A 10,751-nucleotide genomic window follows, 5' to 3' on the forward strand; every position below is an offset into this window, starting at 1 on the left:
CTAGCGTCAAAAAGCCCTACGACTTAACAAGACACCTCTACTTTATCATAAAGAAAAAGTAGTGAGTACTTTCTCCCGTCGGAGATTTCCTCACTACTAATCTTAGTATGTTTCTGTGTTTTGGGGCATTTTTGGGGCATAAAATCAGTAATTTTCCATGATTTCGGCTACATTTGATTTCATTTTCTTGGTAACATGGGTGTAGATTTGGATAGTTGTTTTGGCATCTGCATGCCCCACACGGTCCATAATAGCTTTTAAAGGGACATTATTCTCAGCTAGACGGCTGACCAGGGTATGACGGAAGATGTGGCTGGTTAGGTTTTTCTGTATAGGTTTCTCAAGCCGTTCATTCGCTTTTTTAAGAGCCAAGTTGAAAGAGTTTGTTTGCATCGGTACACCATTCTTGGTCGTAAAGATGTAGCCCATATCTTTATATCGTGGGTTGGTATTTTTTTCTAACTCATTCATAAATTCAAACTCTTGAATAATTTCCATTTCTCGTTTGGTCATGAGTGTTTCGCGGTATGAAGCGACGGTCTTTGGAGTTGTTTTCTCGCCATTGCGATAGCCTTCAGTATGATCATAAGTTCCATGGAGTTCCAATTGCCTGGTCTCAAAATTTCGGTCTTCAGGCTCAATACAGATTAACTCTCCAATTCTACAACCGTTCAAGCTCATAAATTCCCCGGCTAACCCAATCCGGTATGTGCTAGGTCTGCGACAGAGTTCTTCAAGGAGTGGCTTTATTTCGTCTTCCTCAAGATATTTTTCTTCAATCTTTTTCCAGTCTTCCAAGGTCTTTTTAATCCGTGGAAGTTTGGCCCGTCTAGAAGGATTGTCTTTGATGATATCCAAGTCAACTGCATAATCAAAAGCAAGGTTCAACATAGATTTGGTACGCTCTTTCTTGTTCCTGGAGCAATCCAGGTTGTCTAGGTAATTTTGGACGTATTTTGGGTCAATATTGACTACTTTGATATCCAGACCAAAACTGTCTCTGATTTCCTTAATATTGCCCTTCAGAGAAGCGATTGAAGTACGTTTGATTTCTTGCTGGTAGAAAGTCCACCATTGGTCGAAAAGGTCTGTAAATAGCATTTCAGAGCTTTTCAGCTTGCTGAGGATGTCCGCTATTTTTGCATCCAGTATTTTCTGGGCCTCTTTTCTGATCCGTGGAGAATTTTTCTTTATCAGGATAGAGATAGAGAGATATCATGAAGACCCTGTGAGTTGGGCAGAGACGGAATTGAAGCAGAGGCAGCAACTTGAAAAAATTCGTGACGAATATGATAATATTAATAGTTTATTAGGAGAAAATGCGCTGTCATCAATTGATGAATATCAAAAGGTGAGGTATAATAAGACTGAGGAATATATACAGTTGAAGACTAATGTTCGCGATGTAGAGTGGATGAAAAAAGTAAGAAAAAATACCATTGATATTAACGGTTCGAAAGTTCCTAAATAATCGAGTCCGAACAGCGTTGTTGATGTATTCAAAGAAGGTGAGTTAATCCAGCGGAGATTTTTTGACAAAACTGGTATAGCTACATTTGATATTGATAATACAGATCATAAGAGGCCGGATATTAATAAGCTGGTCCCACATTCTCATGATTGGACTTGGTGGAGAGATAACAAAGGTATTTCTAGGAAGAAACGTTCAAAAGAAAGAGATTTAACATTCGCTGAATGAATTGCAAATAAAGATTTGAAAGGAATCAGACACAATGAATAGTTTTTTTACGTCAATTGATGATTTTAGAGAAAGTATAGAATGTGGTGAAGAATTCAATCTGAAATTAAATGGAATTGAGTATTATATCGGGTATTCTGGCGATTCCAACGTTATTTCTGAGTCATTTGGAGTAAATGAGAAAAAGTTCAACACATTCGATGAATTGTTAGACATTGATTTACATGGAACAACATTGAGAGAAAGTTGGATGTTGTTAACAGCATAATAATTTAAGCATTCGAGATATCGAGTGCGTTTTTGTTGCTGAAAATAGAAAGGAAGTCGCTATGAGTAACAAACGTGTACGAGCTGAAATTAAAATGAACGGTGAAACAGTTGCAAAAGTAGGACATCCAGAGGGATTAAGTGAAGAACAGAGAATGAAAATCATGTTTGATGTATTTTTTAGGAGTTGCTATCAGTTCTGGTTAGTGACCTAATAATGGGATATGATACAGATACAAGACGTGTCAGAAATGATAAGGAAACAGGGGCAATTGCTATTGGAGAAATAAATCCAGCTGGCGGAGTGAAAATTACAACCATGTTAAAACCAGATGAAGGGGGAGCTTGCTATGACAGAGAAGTCGCAAAAGACTTGGATAGTTGATGGATATGTATGGCTACAATGTCCTGTTTGCGGTCATGATGTCATGGACTATGATATTTGTGACACCTGTAAATGGCAAAACACTGGAGAAACAAATATTGACGGAGGTCCTAATAAAATGACTTTGGAAGAAGCAAAAAAAGCGTTTGCGGAAGGTAGACCAATTATTTAATATGCATTTGAGAAAACGGGTGCTTTTTTGTTGCTGAAAATAGAAAGGGGGGCGCTATGAGTAACAGACATGTACAAGCTGAAATTAAAATGAACGGTGAAACAGCTGCAAAAGTAGGACATCCAGAGGGATTTAGTGAAGAACAGATAATGAAAATAATGTTTGATGTATTTTTTAGGAATTGCTATCAGGTCCGATTAGCGATCAAATAATGGGGTATGATACAGAATATCGTAGAGTTAGTTACGATATCGCTAGAAATATTTTTGTATTAGGAGATACCAAACGTGGTCAATTTACTACTATTCTGAAACTTTTGGAAGGAGCGGATTATTATGAGCAAGATTGGCAAAGAAAATTTGGTGATTATTGACGATATGGAGTATGTTTATTGTCCAGTTTGCGGAACTTTAACTGCTGTTTATGATATTTGTGATACTTGTAAATGGCAAAACACTGGAAAAACAAATATAGACGGAGGTCCTAATAAAATGACTTTGGAAGAAGCAAAAAAAGCATTTGCAGAAGGTAGACCAATTATTTAATATGCATTCGAGAAAACGGGTGCTTTTTTTTTTGTAAAAAAAGAAAGGAGGTCGCTATGAGCAACAAACGTATCAAGAAGAAACGCTTGCTTGAAATTATGTTAGCTGAGTGTTTAGCTCGTGAGCATTTGCTTTTGTCGGCTGTGACTGAGCAGAATGGCAAGATTGCAGTTGATAATGATGCTAGAAGTCCGCTGGTGCATGAGCTAGCGCATTATAAACACTATATGCACATTGAACATCACGCAAAAGTGAACGATATTACTTATGTAGAATCAAAAAGTAAATTCAACGAGAAATTACTTGAGTTTATTTAATATAAAGGGGTACAATGATGGTATAGATATTAGCGGAAATGCCCTTCTGCATTTAGAGAGTATGCCTGGCTTAAGTACGACAAACGGAGTAATGTAAGAATCCACGTCGCTTGCTCTTTTGAATTCTAAATATAGTGCAAAAGCAATAATGGATTTTTAGAAATGGAGAGTTGGAGACATGGATGCAAGTTGGGTTTTTAGCAAAGCTTTTGAATTAAAATGCCAAATAAAAGATTGGTTAGATACTAGCGTGTCATCTTCAGAACCAACACTACTTCCACAAGCACCTGCAGATGTAGTCTTAAAATTTGAGGAGTACAAGCGTGAGTTGGCTAAGTATAAAAAAGAAAATCCACCGTTGTTTTCGCAAGATTGGTAAAATAAATGAAGTGAGGGTTGTAACTATACAGCTCTTTTTTTGTTGCTGGAAATAGAAAGGAGGTCGCCATGAGCAACAAACGTATCAAGAAGAAACGCTTGCTTAGCTGAATGATTAGTTCGTGAGCATTTGCTTATGTCGGCTGTGACTGAGCAGAATGGCAAGATTACAGTTGATAATGTTGCTAGAGGAACTTTGGTCCATGAATTAGGGCATTATAAACACTATATGTACATTGAACATCACTCAAAAGCGAACGGCATTACGTATGCAGAATCAAAACGTAGATTTAACGAGAAATTACTTGAGTTTTTGAGGTCAAAGAGGTAAAATATCGGTGAAGATGTGAGTGGTTACACCCAAGAACATTTGGATGAACATATTGGTAGATTGTTATCAACAAATGAAATTATTTCAGAGGCGAATACGTTAGATTTGTTGAGCAACAACAGTAAGGGTAAGTCAATAAATAACTTTTTAGAGAAGGAGGACTGGTAGCATGGAAATGGTTATTGATAAAGGGGATAGACTGATGCAAAAGTTCCGCGATTTCTTGGTACCCTATCAGTACGGTACCATGGAATTAGTACCAAATGCTCCTCAGGAAGCTATTGAGGCAAGGGATGAATATTTGAAATGGCGTGAAGAATACCAACGCACTCGCTCAACATTTGGAGATTATTAAGCACCTATAGAAATCTAAGTGCTTTTTTGTTGCAGAAAAATAGAAAGGAGGTCGCCATGAATCAGCGGATGAAAAAGAATGACTACTGAAAAATTATTCACTCAAGAGGAATTGAATGCACTGATTGAGAAGTGTTTGGCCAAGCAAGAAAAGCTATTCTATAAGTGTAATTAAGTGATTTAAATTGCGATGACATTTAAGATAGAGTGGAAAAACAAAAAAACCAGCCTTGGTGGACTGGTTTTTTAGGAGATTTATGAAAAATTTTAGGATACACTTATAGTATATCCAAATTTTCAGATAATTCATCAGTCTTTAGACCTATTTTGAAAAAAATGAACATGTGTTATAATAGAAATCAAAAATTAGGGGGATAAAGTTATGACTATTAGGAGAGCTCGACAGTCTGATATTTCAGCATTGAATGAGTTGCTGCAAGAGATTTTACAGGTTCATCATCAGGCACGACCGGATATTTTTAGAAGTTCAGGGCAAAAATATTCTGAGGAAGACTTAAGGAAACTTTTGGACAATTCCGCTAAGTCAGTTTTTGTTTATGAACTGGATGGTCAAGTTGTTGGTCATCTTTTTTGTGAAATTACGACTGCGACTGGTGATGTATTAGAACCAGTCAAGACATTGTATATTGATGATCTGTGTGTATCTTCTTCTGTGCGTGGTCAAAAAATTGGTGAGCAATTCTACAACTTTGCCCTTTCCTACGCAAAGGAGCAGGGCTGCCACAATCTAACCTTGGACGTATGGGCTGACAATTCGGGAGCCGTTCGATTTTATGAACGCTTGGGTATGAATCCGCAAAAGTTCCGCATGGAGCAAATAATTGACTAAAAAAGAGGTTACCCCTCTTTTTTATGTTGTCTCAAAGATGATAATAGTTTTTGTGCAGTTTCTAGGTTGCTGTGTTTTTCTTTGCGCAGGAGTTGGGCCAGTTGGTCCACTTCATGTTCCTCAGCGCCAGCAAGCAGAGCTAGGGATTTGGCATGGAGTTTCATGTGTCCCGCCTGAATGCCAGAGGTGACTAGGGCACGCAGGGCTGCAAAGTTTTGACAGAGCCCGACAGAAGCGATGATGGAGGCTAGTTGGCGGGCCTTGGACTTCTTGAGCAGGTCAAAAGCAACTGCTACCTTGGGATTAAGGCCAATGGAACCACCGACCGAAGCAATCGGCAGGGGTAGGGTGATGGATCCGACCAAGTGTTCCCCATCAATTGTCCAAGTGGACAGGCCTTTATAGTGGCCATCACGACTCGCGAAAGCATGAGCGCCAGCCTCCACCGCCCGCCAGTCGTTTCCAGTCGCAATCACCACGGCATCGATCCCGTTAAAAATCCCCTTGTTATGGGTAGCTGCTCGATAAGGGTCCACTTGTGCCAGTTTGCTTGCCAGGGCGATTTTTTGAGCGGTTTCTTGGGCAATAGCCGAGCTAGTTGCAAGGCTGGAGATGGAAAGACGGCACTGGGCAGTGACCAGAGATTCCGTTGCATAGTTAGATAGAATCCCCATCAAAGCCTGTCCATTGCTAAGTACTTCCAAATCATCCTTAATGGCTTCCAGCATATTGTTGAGAATATTGGCGCCCATGGCTTCTTGAACATCCACCTGGAGATAGACAATCAGAAATTCCTCCTTGCTTTCCACCGTCAGTTCACGGGCACCACCGCCTCGTTTGACAATAGATGGGTGGGCTTGATTGGCAGTTTCTAAAATGTGTTCCTTTTGGTCAAGAATAGCTTGTCTTGCTCTACTATGGTCAGGAACATCAAAAAGTGCTACCTGTCCAATCATGATGCGGTTGTGGATGGTGGTTGTAAGCCCGCCAGACCGGGCAATGATTTTGGCTCCGAAAGAGGCAGCCGCGACCACCGAAGGTTCTTCAGTGACCATTGGTACAGAATACATTTGTCCATCCACAAGAAGTTCAGGGAGAACAGAGAAGGGTAGGGCAAAGGTTCCCAGATGGTTCTCAGCCATCTTGCCTGCAATTGCTTCAGGTAGGTTTTCGTCCTTGTAAAGAATGTCTAGGCTATCTTCGGATAGGGAATGATGGTGGTGGAGGATGTCAATGCGTTCTTGACGTGATTTTTTATAGAATCCTGAGAAGTGTGCCATGGTTTCCTCTTTCTAATTTCTAACGAAAAGCGCCCTTGGTGAGAGCCAAAGGGCGCCGTTTTGGGGAGCGGGAAAGAACTTGACTGATAGAAAAGAGTTCGTCTTCCCGCCCCCGCACAGTTGATTAGGTCAGATTTAGAGTGTGGTAACACGAATAAATCTGCCAATCAACCACTGCGCTGAGATGTTGACGCTAACTGTGAAAAGTGTGCTGGAAATTCGATCAGCCTATCATTCATTATTCCAATGAATGATAGGTAAAATACTTATTTACGATAAATTCGTTTGTGTTTGTCTACTTGAATGAGAGCAAAGGTTTTTGGATCTTCTGGAAGGTCAACTGATGTACCTGTCTCGTCCAATTTGATTTCTTGGAAGAAGATTTGTTCATATTCTTCCATACTGAGTTTGGTCCGTTGGTTGAGGCTTTCTAAGCGATTTTGGTCTAATTGTTTCTGGTATCCTTCAACAAGGGAACCGCTGAAAATTTCACAGACAGCACCGCTACCATAGCTATAAAAGAGGATTTGATCCCCTGCCTCGAGCGCTCTGCTATTTTCCAAAAGGGAAAGGAGAGAGAGGAAGATGGAGCCTGTGTAGATATTGCCGACAACCTTGTTATAGACGATGGCTTCTTGGAAGCGCTCTGTCAAGCGGTTGAGGGTTTCTTCATTTTTAGCGATGGCTTGCAAACCTTTGAGACCTTGCTTGGAGAAGGGGATGTGCAAGCACATGGCTGCAAAATCTTCAAGCGACTGACCTGTTTTTTTCTGGTAATAATCAAAGGTTGTGGTCAAGCAGTCGGTGTATTGGATTGTAGAGAAGCGACCATCAACGCGAGGGTACTTGTCATAGTTTGGTCGCCAGAAGTCATAAATGTCGCGAGTCTGGCAAACATTGTCATTATTGAGGACCATGATGCGTGGGTTAGCAGTGACCAACATGGCAACTGCGCCAGCACCTTGAGTTGGCTCACCACCTGACTCTAATCCATACTTGGCGATGTCACTTGCGATGACCAGGACTTTTGAATCAGGAAATTGAGCGATGTGGCTCTTAGCTAAACTTAGTCCAGCTGTGGCTCCATAGCAGGCTTCCTTCATCTCGATGGAGCGAGCAAATGGCTGGATGCCTAACAAACCGTGAATAGATACAGCAGCGGCCTTACTCTGGTCTACGCTTGACTCAGTTCCGACGATGACCATGTCAATGGTCTGTTTGTCTTCTTCTGTCAAGATAGCTGCAGCAGCTTGAGCGCCGAGTGAGACAATGTCTTGTGTGACGGGTGCAACAGCCATCTCTGACTGGAGAAGTCCGATTTTGTATTTATTGGGGTCAATGTTGCGGGCTAGGGCTAAATCAGCCAAATCTAAAACATAATCGGGTGCCGCAAAACCGATTTTATCAATACCGATGTTCATACTTTATCCTTTGTTTACAAATGATTAGTTGCTATTTTTTTGTGCATTGGAAACGACAAGGGTGATACCCTGACCGCCTCCGATACAGAGGGCACAGAGGCCCAGCTCTTTGTTTTGTTTGTTGAGTTCATGGATGAGGCTAACCAAGATTCGACTGCCGCTAGCTCCAATTGGGTGACCCAAAGCGATGGCACCGCCGTTGACATTGACCTTGGCAGGGTCGGCTCCTAATTGTTCGACAACTGGTATAGACTGGGCTGCGAATGCCTCGTTTAGTTCAAATAAATCAATATCTTCTACAGTTTTACCAATCTTTTGAAGCGCCTTTTTACTTGCAGTAACTGGTCCCATTCCCATGAGGGCAGGATCTAGACCGCTTGTAGCATAACTTTCGATATAGGCCAGTGGTGTGAGGTTTAGCTCTTTAGCCTTTTCCTCAGACACGAGAACGAGGACTGCACAACCATCATTGATGCCAGAAGCATTGGCAGCGGTAACCGTACCATCTTTTTTGAAGGCAGGTCGTAAGGTCGCTAGTTTTTCAAGTGGCGATAGACGAGGATACTCATCTGTTGCAAAAATAGTCTCCCCTTTGCGGCTTTTTAGCTTAATTGGAACGATTTCGTCAACAAATCTTCCATCAGCAATAGCTTTTGCAGCTTTTTCTTGACTAGAGTATGCAAAGGCATCCTGAGCTTCACGGCTGATTTGATAGCGTTCAGCCACATTTTCTGCTGTAATGCCCATGTGATAGTCGTTGAAAGCATCTGTCAAACCATCTGTCAACATGGAATCTTCTAAAGTAATATGGCCAAACCTACTTCCAAATCGGCTGGATTTGGAGAGGTAGGCAGCTTGGCTCATGATTTCGATGCCTCCAGCAACAACGACATCATTGTCACCAAGCATGATGGATTGGGCAGCCAGGAGGACTGATTTGAGACCTGATCCGCAAACTTTATTGACACAGTAAGCGGAGGTGGTTTCTGGAAGTCCAGCTTTTAGGGCGATTTGACGGGCAATATTTTGTCCATGCCCAGCAGAAAGGACATTACCGAAAATCACTTCGTCAATGCCATCTTTTGGTATGTGTTTGGTAACCAGTGCGTGTTCGAGAACTTGGGCTCCCAAATCCGCAATTTGAATATCTTTAAGACTACCTCCGAAACTACCAATAGCAGAACGATAGGCAGACACGATAGCTACTTTTTTCATGATAACTCCTGTAGTTGTATCGTTTTGAACGGTCGTGTTCAGCCTTACCATTATACCATTATTTTGTATTTTTTCATAAGAAGAAAGATAGGTCTTGGGACTGAATTTTCATGAAAGGGAAATGAAAGCGAAAACAAATTATGGAAAAGCTAGCATTTTTTTACCTTTTCGTGTAAAATAGAGAAGTATATGAGGGAAACCTCAAAAGAAAAGGAGAATCCAAATAATGGTAAAATTGGTTTTTGCTCGCCACGGTGAGTCTGAATGGAACAAGGCTAACCTTTTCACTGGTTGGGCTGATGTTGATTTGTCTGAAAAAGGGACACAACAAGCGATTGATGCTGGTAAATTGATTAAAGAAGCTGGTATCGAATTTGACCTTGCTTTCACATCAGTTTTGAAACGTGCTATCAAGACTACAAACTTGGCTCTTGAAGCATCTGATCAATTGTGGGTACCAGTTGAAAAATCATGGCGTTTGAATGAGCGTCACTACGGTGGTTTGACAGGTAAAGACAAGGCTGAAGCAGCTGCAGAATTCGGTGATGAGCAAGTACACATCTGGCGTCGTTCATACGATGTATTGCCTCCAGAAATGGCAAAAGACGATGAGTATTCAGCACATACTGACCGTCGTTACGCACACCTTGACTCAACAGTCATTCCAGATGCTGAAAACTTGAAAGTAACGCTTGAGCGCGCTCTTCCATTCTGGGAAGATAAAATTGCTCCAGCTTTGAAAGACGGTAAAAACGTATTCGTAGGTGCACACGGTAACTCAATCCGTGCCCTTGTAAAACACATCAAAGGCTTGTCTGATGACGAAATCATGGATGTGGAAATTCCAAACTTCCCACCACTTGTTTTCGAATTGGATGAAAACTTGAACATTGTGAAAGAGTACTACTTGGAAGCATAATTCATTAACACTCGAGATTATCTCGGGTGTTTTTGTGTACGCTTTGATAAAGATTGTGTTATACTTGAACTAATAAAAGTAAAGGAGACAATGATGGCTAGTAAGAAAATGTTACACGCATGTTTGAGTGTTGAAAACTTAGAAGCTTCACAAAAATTTTACGAGGAAGCATTTGGATTTAAAGAAACTCGTCGCAAAGACTACCCAGAACACAAGTTTACCTTGGTTTACTTGGCACTTGAAGGGGATGAATTTGAGATTGAATTAACATATAACTATGATCACGGCCCTTACATTGTCGGTGACGGCTTCTCTCATCTAGCTCTTTCTTCCGATGACTTAGAAGGAGATAATGCCAAGCACAAGGAGCTGGGCTATCCAACTACAGATATTAAGGGCTTGCCAGGGAGCCCAGGTCGCTACTATTTCGTAACAGATCCGGATGGCTACAGAGTAGAAGTTATTCGTGCAGATTAATAGATAAAGATTGCATTTTGCAATCTTTCAGACTGAAGACAAAGTCCTTAGAATTGATTTTCTAAGGGCTTTTCTTCGTATTTAGGAGTATAATATAAGAAAAAGGACTTATGAGGTTCTCCTATGCTACACAAAGAAAAT

16 protein-coding genes and 1 pseudogene are annotated in these 10,751 nt (G+C 41.0%); 13 read left to right on the forward strand and 4 right to left on the reverse strand.

Annotation, left to right across the window (positions count from 1 at the left end):
- Positions 1 to 144: 144 nt before the first annotated feature.
- Positions 145 to 1,170, reverse strand: a pseudogene (locus C1E99_RS01035) (tyrosine-type recombinase/integrase); the annotation flags it as partial.
- 58 nt (positions 1,171 to 1,228) lie between these two features.
- Between C1E99_RS01035 and C1E99_RS01040 the strand changes: the two are divergent.
- The 11 genes from C1E99_RS01040 to C1E99_RS01080 all read left to right on the forward strand — a co-directional run bounded on the left by C1E99_RS01040 (position 1,229) and on the right by C1E99_RS01080 (position 5,298).
- The gene (locus C1E99_RS01040) at positions 1,229 to 1,471 is read left to right on the forward strand and encodes a hypothetical protein (protein ID WP_153060136.1); all 243 of its coding nucleotides are present in this window, start codon (positions 1,229 to 1,231) and stop codon (positions 1,469 to 1,471) included.
- A 262-nt stretch (positions 1,472 to 1,733) separates the two neighbouring features.
- Positions 1,734 to 1,967: a hypothetical protein gene (locus C1E99_RS01045; protein WP_105206343.1), complete on the forward strand. Its 234-nt coding sequence runs from the start codon at positions 1,734 to 1,736 to the stop codon at positions 1,965 to 1,967.
- A gap of 61 nt (positions 1,968 to 2,028) precedes the next feature.
- Positions 2,029 to 2,181, forward strand: coding sequence for a hypothetical protein (locus C1E99_RS14595; protein ID WP_161497478.1), 153 nt, complete (start codon positions 2,029 to 2,031; stop codon positions 2,179 to 2,181).
- 2 nt (positions 2,182 to 2,183) lie between these two features.
- Positions 2,184 to 2,351 (forward strand): hypothetical protein, encoded by a 168-nt coding sequence (locus tag C1E99_RS14600; protein ID WP_161497479.1) that lies wholly within the window; start codon positions 2,184 to 2,186, stop codon positions 2,349 to 2,351.
- Positions 2,317 to 2,523 (forward strand): CPCC family cysteine-rich protein, encoded by a 207-nt coding sequence (locus tag C1E99_RS01050; protein ID WP_105206344.1) that lies wholly within the window; start codon positions 2,317 to 2,319, stop codon positions 2,521 to 2,523. The genes C1E99_RS14600 and C1E99_RS01050 overlap by 35 nt, the downstream gene beginning before the upstream one ends.
- 56 nt (positions 2,524 to 2,579) lie before the next feature.
- Positions 2,580 to 2,735: a hypothetical protein gene (locus C1E99_RS14605; RefSeq protein WP_161951118.1), complete on the forward strand. Its 156-nt coding sequence runs from the start codon at positions 2,580 to 2,582 to the stop codon at positions 2,733 to 2,735.
- A 123-nt stretch (positions 2,736 to 2,858) separates the two neighbouring features.
- Positions 2,859 to 3,068 (forward strand): CPCC family cysteine-rich protein, encoded by a 210-nt coding sequence (locus C1E99_RS01055; RefSeq protein WP_105206345.1) that lies wholly within the window; start codon positions 2,859 to 2,861, stop codon positions 3,066 to 3,068.
- 56 nt (positions 3,069 to 3,124) lie between these two features.
- Positions 3,125 to 3,385, forward strand: coding sequence for a hypothetical protein (locus C1E99_RS01060; RefSeq protein WP_105206346.1), 261 nt, complete (start codon positions 3,125 to 3,127; stop codon positions 3,383 to 3,385).
- Between the two features lie 178 nt (positions 3,386 to 3,563).
- Positions 3,564 to 3,764: a hypothetical protein gene (locus C1E99_RS01065; RefSeq protein ID WP_105206347.1), complete on the forward strand. Its 201-nt coding sequence runs from the start codon at positions 3,564 to 3,566 to the stop codon at positions 3,762 to 3,764.
- 499 nt (positions 3,765 to 4,263) lie between these two features.
- Entirely contained in the window at positions 4,264 to 4,449 is a 186-nt protein-coding gene (locus tag C1E99_RS01075) for a hypothetical protein (RefSeq protein WP_105144421.1), read from the forward strand.
- Between the two features lie 381 nt (positions 4,450 to 4,830).
- Positions 4,831 to 5,298: a GNAT family N-acetyltransferase gene (locus C1E99_RS01080; protein ID WP_105144422.1), complete on the forward strand. Its 468-nt coding sequence runs from the start codon at positions 4,831 to 4,833 to the stop codon at positions 5,296 to 5,298.
- An 8-nt stretch (positions 5,299 to 5,306) separates the two neighbouring features.
- On the opposite strand, the gene C1E99_RS01085 is transcribed toward C1E99_RS01080, so the two are convergent.
- From C1E99_RS01085 to C1E99_RS01095, 3 genes are all read right to left on the reverse strand, one after another.
- A complete protein-coding gene (locus C1E99_RS01085) occupies positions 5,307 to 6,578 on the reverse strand; it encodes a hydroxymethylglutaryl-CoA reductase, degradative (RefSeq protein ID WP_105206348.1) in 1,272 nt (423 codons plus the stop codon).
- A gap of 266 nt (positions 6,579 to 6,844) precedes the next feature.
- The gene (locus tag C1E99_RS01090; RefSeq protein ID WP_105106530.1) at positions 6,845 to 7,999 is read right to left on the reverse strand and encodes a hydroxymethylglutaryl-CoA synthase; all 1,155 of its coding nucleotides are present in this window, start codon (positions 7,997 to 7,999) and stop codon (positions 6,845 to 6,847) included.
- 24 nt (positions 8,000 to 8,023) lie between these two features.
- A complete protein-coding gene (locus C1E99_RS01095) occupies positions 8,024 to 9,214 on the reverse strand; it encodes an acetyl-CoA C-acetyltransferase (RefSeq protein ID WP_105206349.1) in 1,191 nt (396 codons plus the stop codon).
- A gap of 226 nt (positions 9,215 to 9,440) precedes the next feature.
- On the opposite strand from C1E99_RS01095, the gene C1E99_RS01100 reads away from it, so the two are divergent.
- Both C1E99_RS01100 and C1E99_RS01105 read left to right on the forward strand, forming a co-directional pair.
- Positions 9,441 to 10,133 carry a phosphoglycerate mutase gene (locus tag C1E99_RS01100; protein ID WP_105106528.1) on the forward strand — a complete coding sequence of 231 codons (693 nt, stop codon included), beginning with the start codon at positions 9,441 to 9,443 and terminating at the stop codon, positions 10,131 to 10,133.
- A gap of 93 nt (positions 10,134 to 10,226) precedes the next feature.
- On the forward strand, positions 10,227 to 10,610 hold the full coding sequence (locus tag C1E99_RS01105) for a VOC family protein (RefSeq protein ID WP_105206350.1): 384 nt from the start codon (positions 10,227 to 10,229) through the stop codon (positions 10,608 to 10,610).
- Positions 10,611 to 10,751 lie beyond the last annotated feature (141 nt).

Source organism: Streptococcus suis (assembly GCF_002964045.1).
Classification (GTDB): domain Bacteria; phylum Bacillota; class Bacilli; order Lactobacillales; family Streptococcaceae; genus Streptococcus; species Streptococcus suis_U.